At 65.8% G+C, this 18630-nt stretch carries 17 protein-coding genes; 6 read left to right on the top strand and 11 right to left on the bottom strand.

Features of this window, described 5'->3' with window-relative positions:
• The first annotated feature begins 86 nt into the window (after nt 1-86).
• Entirely contained in the window at nt 87-869 is a 783-nt protein-coding gene (locus ABQE44_RS10020; RefSeq protein WP_448429479.1) for an SDR family NAD(P)-dependent oxidoreductase, read from the top strand.
• Here the strand turns inward: ABQE44_RS10020 and ABQE44_RS10015 are convergent.
• Together ABQE44_RS10015 and ABQE44_RS10010 are read right to left on the bottom strand one after the other, a co-directional pair.
• On the bottom strand, nt 866-1945 hold the full coding sequence (locus ABQE44_RS10015) for an NAD(P)H-dependent amine dehydrogenase family protein (protein ID WP_448429477.1): 1080 nt from the start codon (nt 1943-1945) through the stop codon (nt 866-868). The genes ABQE44_RS10020 and ABQE44_RS10015 overlap by 4 nt on opposite strands.
• 294 nt (nt 1946-2239) lie before the next feature.
• On the bottom strand, nt 2240-3850 hold the full coding sequence (locus ABQE44_RS10010; RefSeq protein ID WP_448429475.1) for a class I adenylate-forming enzyme family protein: 1611 nt from the start codon (nt 3848-3850) through the stop codon (nt 2240-2242).
• Between the two features lie 106 nt (nt 3851-3956).
• Here ABQE44_RS10010 and ABQE44_RS10005 point away from each other — a divergent pair, with 106 nt between their 5' ends.
• The 3 genes from ABQE44_RS10005 (at nt 3957) to ABQE44_RS09995 (ending at nt 7025) form a co-directional block, all read left to right on the top strand.
• Nucleotides 3957-4505 carry a nuclear transport factor 2 family protein gene (locus tag ABQE44_RS10005; RefSeq protein ID WP_046750493.1) on the top strand — a complete coding sequence of 183 codons (549 nt, stop codon included), beginning with the start codon at nt 3957-3959 and terminating at the stop codon, nt 4503-4505.
• A 73-nt stretch (nt 4506-4578) separates the two neighbouring features.
• Complete coding sequence (locus tag ABQE44_RS10000) at nt 4579-5799, top strand: CaiB/BaiF CoA transferase family protein (RefSeq protein ID WP_448392693.1); 1221 nt, start codon at nt 4579-4581, stop codon at nt 5797-5799.
• Between the two features lie 5 nt (nt 5800-5804).
• Nucleotides 5805-7025 carry a cytochrome P450 gene (locus ABQE44_RS09995; protein WP_448429473.1) on the top strand — a complete coding sequence of 407 codons (1221 nt, stop codon included), beginning with the start codon at nt 5805-5807 and terminating at the stop codon, nt 7023-7025.
• An 8-nt stretch (nt 7026-7033) separates the two neighbouring features.
• Here the strand turns inward: ABQE44_RS09995 and ABQE44_RS09990 are convergent, their stop codons facing one another.
• The 9 genes from ABQE44_RS09990 to ABQE44_RS09950 all read right to left on the bottom strand — a co-directional run bounded on the left by ABQE44_RS09990 (nt 7034) and on the right by ABQE44_RS09950 (nt 14421).
• Nucleotides 7034-7597 (bottom strand): hypothetical protein, encoded by a 564-nt coding sequence (locus ABQE44_RS09990; RefSeq protein ID WP_448392554.1) that lies wholly within the window; start codon nt 7595-7597, stop codon nt 7034-7036.
• A gap of 93 nt (nt 7598-7690) precedes the next feature.
• Nucleotides 7691-8293 carry a TetR/AcrR family transcriptional regulator gene (locus ABQE44_RS09985; protein ID WP_448392692.1) on the bottom strand — a complete coding sequence of 201 codons (603 nt, stop codon included), beginning with the start codon at nt 8291-8293 and terminating at the stop codon, nt 7691-7693.
• A 29-nt stretch (nt 8294-8322) separates the two neighbouring features.
• Nucleotides 8323-9489, bottom strand: a complete 1167-nt coding sequence (locus ABQE44_RS09980) for a lipid-transfer protein (protein ID WP_448392553.1) — start codon at nt 9487-9489, stop codon at nt 8323-8325.
• Nucleotides 9486-9938 carry a MaoC family dehydratase gene (locus ABQE44_RS09975; RefSeq protein WP_448392552.1) on the bottom strand — a complete coding sequence of 151 codons (453 nt, stop codon included), beginning with the start codon at nt 9936-9938 and terminating at the stop codon, nt 9486-9488. Before ABQE44_RS09975 ends, ABQE44_RS09980 begins: the two co-directional genes overlap by 4 nt.
• Nucleotides 9935-11068 carry an acyl-CoA dehydrogenase family protein gene (locus ABQE44_RS09970; protein WP_448392551.1) on the bottom strand — a complete coding sequence of 378 codons (1134 nt, stop codon included), beginning with the start codon at nt 11066-11068 and terminating at the stop codon, nt 9935-9937. Before ABQE44_RS09970 ends, ABQE44_RS09975 begins: the two co-directional genes overlap by 4 nt.
• A gap of 16 nt (nt 11069-11084) precedes the next feature.
• Nucleotides 11085-11498 carry a Zn-ribbon domain-containing OB-fold protein gene (locus ABQE44_RS09965; RefSeq protein ID WP_448392550.1) on the bottom strand — a complete coding sequence of 138 codons (414 nt, stop codon included), beginning with the start codon at nt 11496-11498 and terminating at the stop codon, nt 11085-11087.
• Nucleotides 11499-12053, bottom strand: coding sequence for an FAS1-like dehydratase domain-containing protein (locus ABQE44_RS09960; RefSeq protein ID WP_416584755.1), 555 nt, complete (start codon nt 12051-12053; stop codon nt 11499-11501).
• A 14-nt stretch (nt 12054-12067) separates the two neighbouring features.
• On the bottom strand, nt 12068-13249 hold the full coding sequence (locus ABQE44_RS09955; RefSeq protein ID WP_448429471.1) for an acyl-CoA dehydrogenase family protein: 1182 nt from the start codon (nt 13247-13249) through the stop codon (nt 12068-12070).
• Nucleotides 13249-14421, bottom strand: coding sequence for a cytochrome P450 (locus ABQE44_RS09950; protein ID WP_448429579.1), 1173 nt, complete (start codon nt 14419-14421; stop codon nt 13249-13251). The genes ABQE44_RS09955 and ABQE44_RS09950 overlap by 1 nt, the downstream gene beginning before the upstream one ends.
• 278 nt (nt 14422-14699) lie before the next feature.
• On the opposite strand from ABQE44_RS09950, the gene ABQE44_RS09945 reads away from it, so the two are divergent.
• Both ABQE44_RS09945 and ABQE44_RS09940 read left to right on the top strand, forming a co-directional pair.
• Complete coding sequence (locus tag ABQE44_RS09945) at nt 14700-16157, top strand: aldehyde dehydrogenase family protein (protein ID WP_448429469.1); 1458 nt, start codon at nt 14700-14702, stop codon at nt 16155-16157.
• Nucleotides 16154-18553: a CaiB/BaiF CoA transferase family protein gene (locus ABQE44_RS09940; protein ID WP_448429467.1), complete on the top strand. Its 2400-nt coding sequence runs from the start codon at nt 16154-16156 to the stop codon at nt 18551-18553. The genes ABQE44_RS09945 and ABQE44_RS09940 overlap by 4 nt, the downstream gene beginning before the upstream one ends.
• Nucleotides 18554-18630: the final 77 nt, after the last annotated feature.

The following is an 18630-nucleotide window of genomic DNA, read 5'->3' as shown; positions in this document are numbered from 1 at the left end:
TGTCACACGCGCACGTTACCTCACCATGAGAATCAGCATTGACAGTTCTAGAGAACGGTCGTTGCGCAAGTGATAGCTTCTGGATCATGGGTGTGCTCGACGGTCAGACGGCGTTTGTTCTCGGTGCATCGGCGGGGATCGCCCAGGCTTCTGCCAGACTGCTGGCGATCGACGGCGCGACGTTGTACTTACTGGGGCGATCCATGAAGCGGCTGGAAGCGACGCGTGACCGAATCCATGAGGCCGCACCGGACGCGGAGATTGTGCTGCAAAAGGGTGACCCCGAAGACGAAGACACCGTGAGAGCGGCGGCACAGTCCGCCCACGACGTCCACGATCGGTTGAACATCGTCATCGGCACGGTGGCCAGCGGCGGCACGGGGCCGCTCGTCGAACAGGACCTCGAAACCTTCACGAATTTCGTGATGGGCAGCCTGCGCTCGAACTTTCTGGCGCTGCGCTATTCGGCGCCGCTGATGACGGCCGGCGGCTCGATCGTGTTCATCTCGTCGACATCTGCCAGGATTCCGATGGAGGGGCTGGGGCACTACTCTGCGGGCAAGGCCGCGCTCGAGATGTTCATTCGTGTCGCCGCCTCAGAACTGGGCCCGCGCGGCATCCGAGTCAACGCGGTACGTCCGGGTTTGACGGAAGCGGCCACCACACAGGGCTACATCCACCTCGAGGAGTTGACGAGAAGCTTCCTGGAACGGGTACCGCTGGGCAGGCTGGGTGTCTCCGATGACATCGCTCCCGGCGTGCGCTACCTGGCCGGACCGGAATCCGGCTGGATGACCGGGCAGAGCTTCGCGATCGACGGAGGCAACGAGGTGCGGGGCGCACCACGCGGACCGATGTTCACGGTCTAGCCGAAGTCCAGCGCGTTGCGGGGCGCCGTGATCGGCAGATCCAGCGACGTGGCGATTCCCGGCGCCGCGTCGACGACGTAGGGGATGGCGTTGACGACCCGCATGGCAGTCGCCTCCATCGCGTTGGCGTTGGCCGACTCCGGAGTGTCCTCGGTGCCGAGCCGCAGGTCGCACTCAATGTGCGGTTGGCCCTCGATGATGAGGCGGTACGTGCCGTTGGGCGCCGACGCCCACTCGGGTGCCAGGTCGGGCGCCATCCGATTGATGTGCTCGATCGTGATCACCGGATGGCCATCGACGACACCGGTCGTCTCCGCTCGGACGGCGCCGCACGTACCGGCGGGAATGGTTCCGCACGCGACGTGCAGATCGCGCGGGGTGAGCACCCGTTCGTAGGTCTCGGTGACCTTCTCGATTTCGACGCCGAGAGCCTTGGCCACCAGCCCGATCGGCGGTCCCCAGGCGAATTGTTGTGCACCTTCGAGTTCGAGAAGTGGTGTGAAATCGAGGGGCTTTCCGAAGCCCATCGCATCGATCATCAAATCCCGGTTGGGATAGGTCGAGTAGTCGAAGATCTCCTGCGCCCGGATGGACCGGATGGTGTTCGACAGGGTGGTCAGCAACACTGCGAGCTGGTCGCCGGCGAAACCAGGCTCGATCCCCGAGGTGTAGATCGTGACGCCACCGGCCACTGCGGCTTCCCGAACTTGATCGGCGAGTTGTGGAATCCATCGGTCGGGGAACATCATTCCCGGGGTGTTGGTGGTCACCACGTTCAATCCGCCGTTGAGCAGGCGCACATAGTCGCGCACCGCCGCGGCGTCCATCTCGGCGCTGGCCGCGCCGTAGACCACACAATCGGGCTTGGACGCGATGATGTCGTCGAGATCGCCGGTGGTGATCACCCCGATCGGGCCCAACCCGACGATCTCGCCGGCGTCGCGCCCGACCTTCTCGGCACTGTGTACCCACACCCCGACCAGGTCCAGGTGCGGCCGGCGGACGATCGCGCGGATCGCCAGGCTGCTGATCCAGCCGGTGGATATGACGGCGACGCGTAGCGGCTTGTCAGTCAACGGCCGTACTCCTTCAGTGTCACAGACCGGGGATCGCAATTCCGCAGTGAGATCTGCGCCGATGCTGCAGCCGGCCCCATTCGCGATCCCCACCTGCCCTCGAGTGGAACTGTTCTGGTGCCACGTCGCGAATGTACCGGAGCGAGAATGCAAGTTTCCGAAAACGGGAAACCATCTTCACGGCAGCGCAAAAGTGCCGGCATGACCAAGGCTCTTCCGTGGCTGCACCACGTGGATTTGCGATCACACCGGAGCGTTCGTTTTGCCGATCAGTCTGCCGTGACGCTGTCGCGGTCACCCGTCCGACAGAAGGCCGCTCAGCTGCTTGGCGAGGTCGGTCTTCTTGATCTTGCCCGTCGCCGTGAACGGCAGCGCATCCTTTTCCGTGACCCAGATGAACTTCGGCACCTTATATGCCGAGAGACGGCTGCGCACCTGCGCCCGCAACTCCGCGGGGTCCAACTCGGCGTTACCGCGCGGCACCACCGCCGCCGCCACGATCGTGCCGTTGTGCCCGTCCTCGGCGCCGACGACGTACGCCTCGAGAACGCCGTCGCAACCCGAGAGGGCCTGTTCCACCTCGCTCGGAGTGACGTTCGTCCCGCCGCCGGTCTTGATCAGATCGCCCAACCGGCCGGTGAACTTGATCCAGCCGTCGTCGTACTGGACTCCACAGTCGCCCGTGCGGTAATAGCCGTCCGGGGTGAACACTTCGTCGCGTTCGCGCTTGTACAACCGCTGCATCAGCGAGTAGCCCCGCACCCAGATTTCGCCGTCCGTGCCGGGGGGCACGGGGTCTCCCGTTGCGGGATCAACCAGCAGATGCGAGAGTCCCTCGATCGAATATCCACCCGTCTCCGCGCGCTCGGCTGGCTGGGCAGGATACGGATCGACACCGATGTGATTGCCGCAGAGTTCGGTCATCCCCAGCGCGTTCGGACCTTTCGGTCGGCGTTCGAACGGCACCATCGCGGGCATGCTGGTGCGCTGCACCGAGCTCAGGTCGCGTCGTGCGAACTCCGGGTGCTCGGCCAGCGACTTGCCCTGTTGCGGCCAACCCAGCGTGATGGTCGCGCGATGACGCTCGATCAACTCGAGCGCATCGGCCGCGTCGAACGCCGGTTGGGTGACCAGCGTTGCGCCGTGGTGGATCACGGCGTGAATGCCGGTGATCAAGCCGCCGACCCAGAAGAACGGCATCGACGTGAACATCACGGTGTCGTTCGTGACGCCGTAGTCGAAGGTCAGGTTGTACGAGTGCCGTACCAGCGTGCCGTGGGTGTGCACCGGGCCTTTCGGATCGCCCGTGCTCCCGGAGGTGTAGATGATCATCACGTCGTCGGCCGGCGTCACACACGATTCGACCTCGACCAGAAAGTCGAGCTCGAGTCCCGTCGCGCGGTCGGCCGAAAGCGCCGACGTCCACGGGCGCTCACCCTCACCGAACACCGCGATCATGCGCAGATATGGTGCGCCCCGCACGACCAGCCTGCCGGGGATGGCTTGGTCCGCGAGTCCTGGAAGTGCCTCCTCGAGCCGGTCGAGAAAGCTGTTGCCACGAAACTCCGGCCGGGCGATGATCGCCCGCAGGTCCGCGTGACGGGCCGTCCACGCCAGCTCCGGAGCCTTGTAGAACGTGTTCAGTGGCACCGCGACCGCGCCGATGCGCGTGATCGCGAACCAGGTGACAGCCCAGTCGAGGCCGTTGGGCATGAGTATGCCGACGTGATCGCCCTTGCCGAAGCCCTCGGCCAGCAGCGCCGTCGCCAACCGCGCCGACTCGAGGTCGAGGTCGGAATAGGTCAGCGTCTGCCCGTCGACGATGAGGAACGGTTTTTCCCCGAAGCTCGCCGAACCCGACCTGACCAGCGCGGGGATCGTGGGCGTGATGGTCGGGAATGGCACGACTCGAATCCTCCGCTCGGACGGTTGGCCCCCACAGGGTATCCACCCTGTTGAAAAGCGAGAATACCGGTTCTCGCAGGCCGCGCCCGGCCATTACACTTCAGGCATGTCGTCGTCGAGCCGGGTCGAACGGCTGGAATCCAATCTTCAGATCGCCCAGTTGCCGAGCCGCTACGCCATGGCGCTGGACTCGCGTGACCTCGACGCCCTGGTGGCGTTGTTCGTCGACGACGTCGACGCCGGTGAGCACGGCAAGGGCAGAGCGGCGCTGAGAAGTTGGTACGACGAGGTGCTCCGCAGGTTCTATCGCAGCATCCATCTGATCTGCGGACACGTAATCGATTTCGTCGACGACGACCATGCGACCGGCTCGATCTACTGCCGTGCCGAGCATGAGGACGGCGACGGTTGGTTTGTCATCACGATGCGCTACGACGACGTCTACGAGCGCCGTGACGGGAGCTGGTATTTCGTGAGGCGCCGAGAGCACCCCTGGTACTCGGTCGATGTGACCGAGCGCCCAGGGCCGGAGTTCATTCGATGGCCTACCGATGTACCGCTTCGTGCGCAGATGCCCCATCGGATGCCCACCTGGCGCGCATTCTGGGAAAGTGGAGACCCGGCGCTTCCCGGCCGCCTGTCCAGGCGGCCCTAGCGCGTTTACAAACCGCTATGAAAGTGCGATTCTCACATTCGTAAATGCTCGTTACCGGTTGTAGGAGGCCGTCATCAGCGTCGACAACGTACTAAGCGGGGTCCGTGTGCTCGAGGTTGCCGCGTGGACATTCGTGCCATCGGCCGGCGCGGTGCTCGCCGAGTGGGGCGCCGAGGTGATCAAGGTCGAGCCGCGTGCGGGTGGAGATCCGCAGCGCGGTCTGGTCACCATGGGCATCGTCGACGAGGGGGGTGGTGCGGTCAACTACATGATCGAGATTCCCAACCGCGGTAAGAAGTCGATCGGCGTGGACCTGAGCACTCCGGGTGGCCGCGACGTGGTCCGCGAGCTGGCCAAGACCTGCGACGTGTTGCTGACCAGTTATCTGCCGGACCGCCGTAAGAAGTTCGGCATCGATGTCGATGACATTCGGGAAGCGAATCCGAGCATCGTGTACGTCCGTGGGTCCGGGCACGGCCCCAAAGGTCCCGACGCGAACAAGCCTGGGTACGACGGGGTGTCCTATTGGGCGCGGGGCGGTATCGCCACCGTCCTCACGGAAGACGCCGAGGAACTCGTCCGCTCCCGGCCGGCGTTCGGCGACCTCCTCGGCGGCATGACCATCGCAGGCGGCATCGCCGCCGCACTGTACAAGAAGGCGACGACCGGTCAGGGGTCGGTTGTCGACGTGTCGCTGCTCGGGCTTGCCGCGTGGAACCTCAGTCCCGACGTCGCTGTGAGCCAAATCCACGGTGGCAGCGCCATTCCCAAGTTCGGCCACGCCGACGCGCCCAACCCGCTGGTGGGCACCTACCGCACGAAGGACGGGCGCTACGTCCAGTTGATGATGCTGCAACTCGACAAGTTCTACGCGGAGGCGATGCGGGTGATCGGCCTGCCCGAGTTGGTTGATGATCCGCGGTTCGCCGACCCCGCATCGCGGTACGAGAATCGGGTGAGCCTGATCGCCCTGCTCGACGAGGCGTTCGCCGAACGCACGGTCGCCGAATGGCGCGAAATCCTGGCGCCGCTCTCGGGTGCGTGGGGAATCGTGCAGACACCGGCGGAGGTGTGTGAGGACCCCGCGGTCACCGCGAACGGATATGTCGCCCAGACCGAAACCGTCAACGGCGTTCCGTTCTCGATACCCACCAACCCCGTCCAGTTCGACGAGCACTCGGTGGTGCCCGCCGGTGCGCCCGAACACGGTCAGCACACCGAAGAAGTCCTGATGGACGCGGGACTCGACTGGGAAACCATCGAGAAACTGAAGGAGTCGGGGGCGATCCTGTGAGTGCGATGTCATCGGAAATAGGCAACGCATCCGTCGAATTCGACCCGTTCTCACAGGACTTCTTCGACGGCGCGTATGACACCTACCGGCGTCTGCGAGACGAGGCCCCCGTTTACTACAACGCGAAGTGGGACTTCTGGGCGCTGACGCGCTACGAGGACGTAACCCCCGCGACGAAGGATCACGAGACCTTCTCGTCGGCCAAGGGCGCGACGCTGGACATGGTCAAGGCGCACGACGACGCGATTCCGGTGCCGAAGGTGATCATCTCGATGGACCCGCCGGAGCACCAGAAGATGCGCCGGCTGGTGAGCAACGTCTTCACCCCGCGTGCGATCGCGGCGCTGGAAGACATGGTGCGCGACAAGGTCTACGAGCGCATCGAAGCGCTCAACCCGAAGAGTTTCGACGTCGTCGCGGACTTCTCCGCGCTGTTCCCGAACGAGGTCATCACGACCATGCTCGGAGTGCCCAAGGAGGATCGCGACCAGATCCGGCGCTGGCTGGACCTTCTGCTCGAGCGTCGCCCCGGTGAAATCGCGGTCCCCAGAGAGGGATACGAAGCCTCGATGAACACCGGCCTTTACTACTACGACCTCGTGCAGCAGCGCAGGGCAGCGCCCCGGGATGACATGATCAGCCGTCTCATCGAGACCGAGATCGAACGGGACGGTGTGGTGGAAAAGCTCACCGACGTCGACATCACGGGCTTTGCGACGATGCTCGGCGGCGCGGGCGCCGAGACGGTGACGAAGCTGATCGGTAATGCGATGGTCGCGTTCGCCGACTTCCCCGACCAGTGGCGAAACCTCCGCGACGACCGCAGCAAGATCCCGGCCGCGATCGAGGAACTACTCAGGTACGAGGCGCCGTCGCAGTATCAGGTGCGGACCGCGACGCGAGACGTCACCTACTACGGCACCACCATCCCCAAAGATGCGGCCGTGTTGCTCGTCACGGGCTCGGCGCTTCGCGACGAGCGGATGTTCGACGATCCCGACCGGTTGGACATCGATCGGGACCGCAAGATGGGCTTCAATCTCGCGTTTGGCTATGGCGTGCACAGTTGCCTGGGAGCCGCCTTGGCGCGGATGGAAAGCCGTATCGCACTCAACGCGCTGCTCGACCTCATTCCAGAGTACGAGGTCGACCGCGACGGTCTGCGCCGCGTGGCGATGTCGAACGTCTGCGGCTACGCGAACGTCCCGGTGCGCAGCACATCCTGAGGCAGATGTCAGCTCGGCAGGCCCGAAGCAGCCTGCGCGAGGGGATGGAATCCACCGTGGAATGCTTCGACGGGTGCCGCCGCCAGCGTGCCCACCGCCTTCATCGCGTGGTACTTGAACGCCCGCGCAGCTGAGCTGAGGCGATGTTCGATGTCGGATGCCGAAGCCGGTGCAGAGGACCAACTTCCGCCCCACGCGGCCACATCGGCACCATGCCGCCGGACGGCATCGGTGATGAAGCGGCGCACGCCTCGATGCCGCTCGTGCATCGCTGCAGCGAAGACGACCGCGGCGGGCCATTCCTGCCCGAAATCTAAACTCTGCGGCAGGATGTGGCCGTGGGCGCCGAGGATCTGCAGCGCTCGCGCATCGGATACGGCTGCCAGATAGATCTCGACGCGCCATCCGGCTCGCAGCGTGTCGGCGACGAGTCCACCCGCCGCCGTCACCAGATCCGCGGTGTCAGGCGCCAGCACCACCAATTTGTAGGGCGCGGCGTGGGTCCGGGCCCGGTCCCTCCGGCTCCGGATCTGCCGCGAGGTCTGCGCCGCCGATGCCGCAGTGAGTTTCACCTGGACCCTCCCGATAATCACAGTATCAAATTATGAGAATACGCATTTTCGTCGGGTTGCGCGAGCCACCGGAGCAGGGTCGAGGCCACACCGCTACCGTCGCCGCGGGCCGCCGTCGACGAATCCGTTCACCACATAGGCCCGTACGAAGTCGGCCACGGCGTCGTCGTCGCGCATGTCGATGGTTGGAGACGGAGTGGTGAACAGCGAGAACAACATCCGGGCAAACCACTCGGTCGCCGAGGGCACGTCCAAATCGGCCCGGACTTCTCCGGTGAGCCTGGCCGCCGCCACATAGGGCGCCAGGAACTCGGCGCAGTCCTTGAGCAGGGTGGCCGCGTTCTTCGTCATCATGAGGTTGACCTCCTCCGGATCGAAGTACGCCTCTGGTTCGACGACCCGACGCGCCTGGGTGACGAAGACCGCGGCGCGCACCAACCGGCCTTCCAGCGTGCTGCCGCCGTGGCGGTCGATGGCCTTGGCCATGTTGCGGTAGAACCGCTGCGACGCCGCCTCCGCGCACGCTTCGACGATCGTCTCCTTGTCCCGGAAGTACTCGTAGAACGTGCTGCGCGACACCCCGGCCGCCCGGGCGATGTCGACGATGGTCGTCTTGGCCAGCCCACGTGTACGGAAGCAGGCGAATGCCGCCGAGATGATGGCATCCCGGGTGTCGACCGCCACCGATTGAGTCATGTCAGACGCCACCGCACGACATTAACGGCTCAGTGGTCGGGAGCCAGGATGAGGCCGCTGGTCGGAACACCTGTCCCCGACGTGACGAGCACATGCTCGACGTCGTCGACCTGGTTGTAGGACGTGCCGCGGATCTGGCGGACGCCTTCGGTAATGCCGTTCATCCCGTGGATGTAGGCCTCGCCGAGTAGACCGCCGTTGGTGTTAATCGGCATCCGGCCGCCCAGCGAGAGCTCGTCGACCGACACGAAGTCCTTGGCTTCGCCTCGGCCGCAGAATCCGAGTTCCTCGAGCTGGGTGAACACGAACGGGGTGAAATGGTCGTAGAGAAATGCGGTCGAGATGTCGTCCGGTTTCAATCCGGAGTTGCGCCACAGCTTGTCGCCGACCACCCCCATCTCGGGTAGACCGGTGATGTCGTCGCGGTAATAACTGGTCATCACCTCGCCGTCGTATGCCGCGCCCTGGGCCGCCGCGGTGATCACGGCAGGCGGCTTGGCGAGATCGCGAGCGCGTTCGACGCTGGTGACCACCATCGCCACCCCACCGTCGCTCTCCTGGCAGCAGTCGAGCAGCCGCAGCACCGGTTCGATGATCCAGCGGGACTCCTGGTGCTGTTCGAGGGTGATCGGCTTCTGGTAGAACCAGGCATCGGGGTTGTTGGCCGCGTGCTTGCGGTCGATGACCGAAATCTTGCCGAAGTCGGCGTTGGTGACCCCGTAGGTGGTCATGTAACGCTGGGCGTGCAGGGCGACCCAGGCCGCGGGCGTCATGAATCCGAACGGGGCATACGGCGCCATCCACAGCGGGGTCACGCCGGGTTGGCGGCCGGCGCCGCCGAACCGGAACCCGGAGCGCTCGTTGAACGCCCGGTAGCAGACGACCGCTTCGGCGGCACCCGTGGCGACCGCCATGGCGGCCTGCATCACGGTGCCTGCGGCGGCCCCGCCGCCGTGCGGAACGCGGGTGAAGAACGTGAGGTTCTCGATGCCGACGTTGCGGGCGACCTCGATCTCCTCGTTCTCGTCGACGGTGAAGGTCACCATGCCGTCGATGTCCTTCGGGCTCAGCCCAGCGTCCTCGATCGCGGCTTTGACTGCCTCGCAAGCGAGTTGCATCTCGGTCCGGCCCGACTCCTTGGAGAACTCGGTCTGCCCGATGCCGACGAGCGCGGCCTTACCGCCGATGCCCGTCACGCGTCGACTCCGTCGAGCAAGCTGAGCACCGCGGTGCCGGTGACGTGATCGCCGAGGCTGTTGGTGCCCTTGAAGGCGACCTCGACGAAGCCTTCGCCGTTGGCCGACGACTTGCCGGTCACGCTGCCCTCGAACCGCAGCGGGTCGTTCGGATAGGCGGGCACCCCGAGCCGGATGGACAGCTTCTTGACCATCGCCTCGGGTCCCGCCCAGTCGTGCAGAAACCTCACGCACAGCCCGTTCGTCGTGAGGATGTTGAGGAAAATGTCCTTGGACCCTTGGGAGTTGGCGAAGTCGCGGTCGTGGTGCACCGGCATGTAGTCCCGGGAAGCGATGGCGCCGGCCACGATCAGCGTGGTGGTGACGGGTATTTCCATCGGTGTCACATCGTCGCCGACGTTGATGTCCTTCCACGCCAGCGTGGTGGTGCGGTTCAATGTGGAGGTCATCGGGTCAGTCCTTCCGCGTACGTTCTGCCAAGCCGGGCCAACTGCTGGGAAGCGGATCCAAGCGTGAGTTCAATCTGCTTGGCCCACAGGAAGTATCGAGACAAGGGATAGGTCACGTCGATGCCCATGCCGCCGTGCACCTGCTGAGCCGACGCGGCGACGCGCGCCCCGGCTTCGGCGGCCCAGAACTTGGCGATCGCCGCTTCCCGCTCGGCGGGGCGTCCTTTGGCGATCAACCATGTCGCGTGCCAGGTGGTCCACCGGATCGCCTCGGTGTCGATGAATGCGTCGGCCAGACGTTGTTGGACGGCCTGGAACGATCCGATGGGACGCCCGAACTGTTCGCGCTCGCTGGTGTAGGAGGCGGCCAGTTTCAGCGCCCGCTCGGTCACGCCGATCTGCATCGCGCACAGACCGACCAGGGCTCTGGTGACCTGCGCTTTGACAATGCCGGTGCCGATGTCGCCTTCGGCGTTTTCGCTGAGGCGCCGCCCGACGGCGTCCGTCAGCTCGACGTCGGCGAACGGTTCGCCGTTGGTCGTCGTCGCAGGCGTCACCTGCACCCCGTCACCGGTCTCGACGACGAACAACCCCGGCCCGTCCTCGGTCCCGGCCGAGACGACGATCGCCGTGGCGAGTTGCGCGGCCGGCACCAACTCTTTGGTGCCGGTCAGCCGCCAGACGTCACCGTCGGACCGTGCGGTGGTGCGCGGTGCGGTCGGATCGGAGTTTCCCGGTTCGGCCAGGGCGGAGGTCAACAGGATGCTGCCGTCGACCACCCCGGGTAGATAGCGTTGTTGTAGATCGGAATCACCGTGCCGGGCAATCGCTTCCGCGCCGAGGGCGAGCGTCGCGTACACCGGAACCGGCGCGACGCTGTACCCGACCTCGCTGAGCAGCACGCCCAGCTCCAGGAACCCGCCGCCGGTGCCGCCGACGGACTCGGGCAGCGCGATCCCCAGCAGGTCGGCCGCCGCCAGCTCGGACCACAGCGCGGCGTCGTAGCGGACGTGGCCCGATTCGAGGCCCGCCTCGAGCTCGGTCAGATGCTCTGGTGTGGCACGGTGCTCCAACAGCTGTCGGGCCACCTTGGCGACGGTCTCCTGCTCATCGGTGAAGGTGAAATCCATTGACTGTTCCCTTCACTCAGCGGGCCGGCCGGAACTGATGCAACACCAGCTCGTCCCCGCTCGGCAGGGCCTCGAAGGTCTCATAGAAGACCTCCACGGCCATTCCGACCTCGATCGCCTCCGGTTCGATGTCGCAGAGGTTCGACACGATGCGCACCCCCTCGTCGAGCTCGATGAGCGCGACGACATAGGGGTATTCGAGGAACGGCAGCGGCGGGTATTTCGGCATCACGAAGCTGTAGACCGTGCCGCGCCCGCTGGACACCACGTAGTCCCAATTCAGCGACTGGCAGCCGCCGCACATCGGCCGGGGCGGTACCCGCAACGTCTTGCAGTCCGTACAGCGCTGGATACGTAGCTCGTGCTCTTTGAGTCCCGACCAGAAGAATTCCGTGTCCGGGCTGATCGAGGGGGCGAGTCTGCTGGCCATTCAGTTTCCCGTCTTGAATCGCAGGGTCCGGAACCATTGGCGCCCGATGACCTCGCCGTCCTGATCGCGGTAGGTGGTGACCCACGTGACGAAGAAGCCGTTGCCCATGGCCGTCTTCTTCTCATCCGAGATCGATTCGAAGACGGTCTCGGAGGTGATCTGGTCGCCGACGCGGGGATACCGCTCGATCTCGAACTCGGAGTTGGTCGCGATGATGCCGGTGTAGCCCGCATCGGAGAGGAACTGCAGGGGATTCTCGCCCTTCATCTCGATCGGCACGCCACCGCGCTCGTGAATGCCCTCCAGCTTCGGCGGAGGCATCGTCCAGCTCTGCAACATTACCGGCGGTGAGACGATCCCGCCGTAGCGCGAGTTCTCGGCGAACTCGGGATCGAGGTAGGCCGGGTTCATGTCGCCGATGGCGTACGCCCAGTGCCGGATCATCGCCGTGTTCACGGGATCCGGCGCGTGCACGGGCTTGCCCACGCCGTCGGTGGGCATGCCGATGAGTGCGTCGAGGCGTTCACGCAGGTCGTCTTTGGCTGTGTCGGTCACTGCTGGGATTCCTTTCAGGACGCTCGCATGTCACGGGGTGCCCGTGGCATCCCGAGGCCGGCCATGGCGATGATGTCGCGTTGCAGTTCGTTCGCACCGCCCCCGAAGGTGTTGATGACGGCCAGCCGGTAGGCGCTCTCGAGCTCACCCCTCAGCGGCGCGTCGGAGCCCTTGCGTGTACCGGCCTGCCCGACCACGTCGAGCAGCTCGCGGGCCACCTGCTGGGTGAGTTCGGTGCCGAAAACCTTTGCCGCGGAGGCTTCTCCCATGCCGAGGGCGCCGGAGCTCATGTTGGTGTTGACCCGCAGGTTGAGCAGTCGGTAGGCGGCGACCTGCGCCTCGACGCGGGCGAGCGCCTGCTGGACCCATGGCTGGTCGATCACGCGTCCGTCGTCCAGCGGTGTGGTCCTCGCCCACTCCAGGGTCTTGGCGAACAGCGGCTCGAGCGCGCCGAGATTGCCCAGCGCGGCGCGTTCGAGGTTCAGCTGGTTGGTCACCAGCTTCCAGCCTTGGTTCTCGCCGAGCACGATGGCACTCTCGGGTACCCGCACGTCGTCGTAGAACGTGTAGTAGGTCGACACACCAGGCATGGTGTGCAGCGGCTTCCAGGAGAATCCCGGCGAGTCGGTTGGCACGATGAACACCGTGATGCCCTTGTGTTTTTTGGCTTCTGGGTCGGTGCGTGCCGCCAGCCAGATGAAGTCTGCGAACTCCGCGCCGCTGGTGAACATCTTGGAGCCGTTGATGACGAACTCATCACCGTCGCGGACCGCAGTGGTGCGCAACGACGCCAGGTCGCTGCCCGCGCCGGGTTCGGAGTAGCCGATCGCGAAGTCGACGGTGCCCTGAAGGATCGCGGGCAGGAACTTCTGCTTCTGCTCCTCGGTGCCGTATTGGATCAGGGTGGGGCCGACGGTGTTGAGCGTGATCATCGGCAACGGTGCGTGCACCCGGCGCGCCTCTTCGTTGAAGATGTACTGCTCCAGCGCGGTCAGCCCGCGGCCGCCGTACTCCACCGGCCACGCGACGCCCAGCAGGCCGGCTTCGCCCAGCGCCCGCCTGCACTCCCGCACCGCGTCGCCGCCTTCCATCCGGACTGCGACCGCTGCGCGCCGCTCCGGGGTCATCACGGCCGCCAGCCGCTCCCGGAATTCTTCTCGGAGTCGCTCCTGTTCGGGTGTGTAGTCGAAATCCATCAGCGGCTCGCCCCCAAGCGCACCGGCATGCGTTTGACGCCCGGCACCATCGTCGCGCGCAGCCGGGTCACGTCGCCGGTCAGCTCGATGCTCGGGTAGGCACCGAGGAGGACCTCGAACATGATCCGGGCCTCCAGTCGCGCCAGCTGAGCACCGAGGCAGGCATGTTCACCGGCGCCGAAGGCGATGTGCGGGTTGGGGTTCCGGGTGATGTCGAACTCTTCGCTGGTGGGGCCGAAGATCTCCTCGTCCCGGTTGGCCGAGCCGTACAACATCACAACCGTGTCACCGGCCCTGATCCTCTGTCCGCGGATCTCGACGTCTTCGGTGGCCCTGCGCGCCATGTGCGTCACCGGGCTGGTGAATCGCAACATCTCCTCGACCGCGCACGTCAGCAGTGACGGATCCGAACGAAGCAGCGCAAACTGGTCGGGATACTGCAGCAGCGCCACGGTGCCCAGCGCGATGAGGTTGCGGGTGGTCTCGTTACCCGCCACCAGAAGCAGGAACGAGAAGTTGAGCAGATCGGCGTCGCTGAGGCGCTCCCCGTCGACCTCGGCGGCGGCCAGGATGCTCAACAGATCGTCCTGCCCGGAGACCTTGCCGGAGCGCCGGGCGTCGATCAGCTCGGTGAAGTACGCGTAGAGCTCGCCGAGTGCGACGAGGTGATCCATCTCGATGTCGGGGTCCGCGGTGCCGACGGCCGCGTCCGACCAGGTGCGGAACTTCTCCCAGTCCTCGGGCGGGGCGCCGAGCATCTCGGCGATCATCCTGGTGGGCAGGGGTGCGGCGATCTCCTGGGCGAACTCGTACTCCCGGGAGGGGTCGATGCCGCCGACGATGCCGTTGACGATGTTGCGGATCTTGGGTTCCAGCAACGACACCTGGCGGCGGGTGAACCCGGCGTTGATGAGCTTGCGCAGCTGCCGGTGCCGGGGCGGGTCCGTGAAGATCAGGTTGCCTTCCTGGACGGGTTCGGGCTGGCTGGGATCCGGGATGGTGATGCCGCGTGTCGACGAGAACAGCAGGGGATGACCGGAAACGAACCGCACGTCCTCGTACTTGGTCAACGCCCAGAAGTCGGTGACGTCGTTCCATACCACCGGCGTGCTGTTGCGCAGTTCGCGATAAGCCGGATACGGGTCGCCCGCGTAGAAGTCCGGGGAGTGCAGCGGGTGGGCGGAGGTGGGTCGGGACGTGGATTCTGTGGGCACCGCGGGCTCTCCTCGACGAATCGGACATCGGACACATTGCGCTGCAATGTCCGCCGATTCTGTGTCTACTCTACGGGTGACGTGGCTGTCAATCGGCATTCCGCCAGGAAATTAGCGTGTTTGTTGACGTGCCACCATGAAGCGGTGTACACACATGTCACTGATGTCGGACAGCGTGTGCCTGACTGGGACGGTGGTCACCACCAGGCGGAGAACCGGGAAGGTCCAGTGATCTGATGGCCGCGTCCAGCCTTGTCGACAGCTATGACCTGTTCATCGACGGCGGTTGGGTGGCGCCGGACAGCGGCCGGTACGACGTGACGAATCCGGCCACCGAGACGGTCATCGCGACCGCGCCGGACGCCGGCACCGCACAGGTCGAACAGGCCATCGCCGCCGCGCGGACCGCTTTCGACAGCGGTCCATGGGCAACGGCGGCGCCGGCGGAACGGGCGCGCTGTTTGCAGCAGTTGAGCGATGCGCTGCTCGCCCGCGGTGACGAGATCTACGCGCTGGCCCAGACCGAGTGGGGCTGCACAGCAAACGAACGACTGATCCACGTCGACGGCCCCGCCTTCATGGTCGGCCACGCCGCCGAACTCGCGCTCGAGCCGGCCGAAGCGCCCATGGACGCATGGGGTGCGGCGGGCACGACGCTGTTGCGGTACGAGCCCCTTGGCGTCGTCGCGGCCATGACACCCTGGAACTTCCCGCACACCCTGAACGTGATGAAGCTGGGCGCAGCGCTGGCCGCGGGCAACACCCTCGTCCTCAAGCCTTCGCCTCTCACGCCGCTGGCCGGCCTGGCGCTTGCGCGAATCATCCTGGAGGACACCGACATTCCCCCCGGCGTCGTGAACGTTGTCACCCCGACCGGGCTTGACGCCAGCAGGATGCTGACCCTCGACCCACGCGTGGACATGGCGAGCTTCACCGGTAGCTCGTCGGTCGGTCGCGACGTGATGGCCGGCGCGGCGACAACGATGAAGCGGATCCTGCTGGAATGCGGTGGCAAGTCGGCCTGTGTGCTGCTCGACGATGTGGAGATCACCGACGAGCTGCTCGAGCGGCTGTTGTTCGAGGGCTGCACACTGCACGCGGGGCAGGCGTGCATCCTCAACAGCCGGCTGGTGGTGCCCGACGCGCTGCACGACGAGGTCGTCGACCGGCTCGCCGAGCTCGCGCGCGCGGTGACGGTCGGCAACCCCACCGACGACGGGGTGACGATGGGACCGCTGATCAGCAGGCAGCATCTGGAGCGCGTCGAGGGTTTCGTCCGGCGCGCCGAATCGGACGGCTCGAAGGTGGTGACCGGCGGTGTGCGGCACGAAAACCCCTCGGGTGGATTCTATTTCGAGCCGACAATCCTGACCGACACCAGCGCCGACTCCTACATCGCGCAGGAGGAGGTCTTCGGTCCGGTGTTGACGGTGCTGCGCTACCGTGGCGACGACGAGGCCGTGGCCATCGCCAACGACTCCGCCTACGGGCTCGGCGGTGCGGTGTGGGGTACCGATGTCGATCGGGCGCTTGGGGTCGCGCGGCGCATCAGGACCGGGCAGGTGTCGATCAACGGCACCATTCCCGGTGACGCGCCCTTCGGCGGCTTCAAACAGAGCGGCATCGGCCGTGAGGGCGGGGTGATGGGCTTGCGGGCCTACATGGAACCCAAGGCAATCGGGGTTCCGGCGTGAGGGAAGCCCTGGCCGGACTGCGGGTCGTCGAGCTGGGCAGCGAGATCGCGGCGCCGTACTGCACGAAGCTTCTCAACGACCTCGGTGCCGAGGTGTGCAAGATCGAGTCGCCGCAGGGCGATCCGCTGCGCAGATGGGGTCCGTTCCACGATGGCGCACCGCGGCACGGCGGGCTGTTCGAGTACTTGAACGCTGGAAAACACGGACTGACAGTCGATCTCGGGACATCAGCCGGTCTGGCGCGAGCTCACGAGCTGATCGCGCAGGCCGACCTGCTGGTCGAGGATCTGCCCGCCGGCTCGGCCGACCGGTTCGAGTGGGGACTCGACCGTGAGTCCCTGCAACAGCTCAACCCCGACCTCGTGGTCGTCAGGGTCTCCGACTACGGTCAAGACGGCCCGCGGCGGTCGCAACCGTCGACACCGCTGACGCTGCAGGCCGCGTCGGGATGGGTCAACACCCGCGAGTTCGGCCGGGCGCCGGTACAAGCTGGCGCGCGCATACCCGAGTACATCGTCGGGGGCTATGCGGCACTCGCGGCGCTGACCGCGCTGCGTATCTCCAACGCGGAGCAGGGCCGGGTGGTGGAAGCCGACGTCTCGGCTTTCGAGTCGCTGTTGAGCACACTGCCGTATCCGATGTTGCTTGCTGAGCGGCTGAAAAGCATGGGGCTGCCGACGAACTCGAAGGCCGCGCCGATGCTCGGCATCGTGCGGGCAGCCGACGGCTGGATCGGGATCAACTGCCTGACCGGGCAGCACTGGCTGGACGTGTGCGCGATGATGGGGCTGCCGGAGTTCGGCGAACATCAACTCGCCATAATGCTGGGCGGTCCGGAGCGTGACGAGTTCTTCGCGAAGGCACAGCCCTGGCTGGATTCGATGCCGGTCGCCGAACTGGTGGAATTGAGCCAGGCCATGCGAATTCCGGCCGCTCCGATCAACGACGGATCCTCGATCTTGGACTGCCCGCAATACCGCGAGCGCGACTTCTTCGTCGAGGCGGGCCCCGATGGTGCGCGCTTCCAACGTCCAGGCGCGCCCTTCCGGCTGTCGAAAACTCCGGTACCCGCGCCGGGGCCGGCGCCGGTCATCGGCACTGTCGACACCGTGCGGTGGGAGGCCAGCGGACAGCGCGACGCGGGGCACCAAGGCGAGAGGGCTGCCGATGCGGCGCGTCCGTTCGCCGGGCTGAAAGTGTTCGACCTCAGCACCTTCTGGGCGGGGGCGTATCTGACGTGCTACCTCGGCGCGTTCGGCGCCGACGTGATCAAGGTCGAGTCGATCCAGCGTCCCGACGGGCATCGTTACTCGGGTTCTCTGCTGCGCAGCAGCGACGACTGGTACGAGATCGGGCCGTTATGGCAGGGCACCAACCTGAACAAGCGCGACGTCACTCTCGACCTCGGCAGCGACACCGGCCGAGAGTTGGCGTTGCGCCTGGCGGCCGAGGCTGACGTGGTGATCGAGAACTTCTCGCCCCGGGTGGTCGAACAGTTCGGGTTGGACTACGACTCGCTGGTGAAGATCAACCCCGGGGTGATCATGGTCCGCATGCCCGGCTTCGGCCTGGAGGGCCCGTGGCGCGATTACGTCGGCTGGGCCCTGAACATCGAACAGCTGGCGGGGATGTCGGCGGTCACCGGATATGCCGACGGTCCGCCGTGCAATCTGCAGGGACCGGCCGATCCCATCGCGGGCGTGCATGCGACGGTGGCGTTGCTCGCCGCACTCGAGCACCGACGCCGGACCGGTGAGGGGCAGCTGATCGAAGTGGCTCAGATCGAGGTCGGCGCCGCGGTCACCGCCGAACCGGTCATCGAGTATTCGATGACCAAACGGGTGCGGGAACGTGAGGGCAATCGGCACCGCGACTATGCGCAAGGTGTCTACCGTGCGCAAGGGGAAGACGATTGGGTCGCGGTTTCCGTGCGGGATGACACCGATTGGGCCGCGGTCACCGAGGTCATCGGTCGCCCCGAGCTGCGCGACGACCCCAGGTTCGTCTCGACGGATGCCCGGTTGGCGCATCACGACGAGCTCGACGAGGTGATCGCCGAATGCGCCGCGACGCGGTCGGCCGAGGATTTCGCCGAAGCGCTGCTTCAGCGGGGTGTGCCCGCACAGCGACTGATGACCGGCGATCGGATGTACGACGTCGATCAACTCGACGCGCGGGGATTCTACGAGGATCTCGACCATCGCATCGCCGGGCGACAGCGCTTCCCGGGCTGGCCGTTTCGGATCACTCCTGGGCCGTCACGCCATCACCGTTCGCCGTCGCCGACGCTGGGTCAGCACAATGACGAGGTACTCGGCGAGCTGGGCCTGACGCCGGCAGAGATTGCGGCCCTGCGTGAGCGGCAGGTCATCGGCGAACGGCTGCTGAACGCCTGACGTCCCCCGTGGGGAGCAGACGCGAAAACCCCTAAAAGTGTGCCACTTTGGGGGGGTTGGCGTCTGCTCGCGGGGAG

This window comes from Mycolicibacterium sp. XJ2546 (assembly GCF_053483195.1).
Note: the sequence above shows the minus strand (reverse complement) of the source record. Positions and strands in the feature narration are given on the sequence as shown.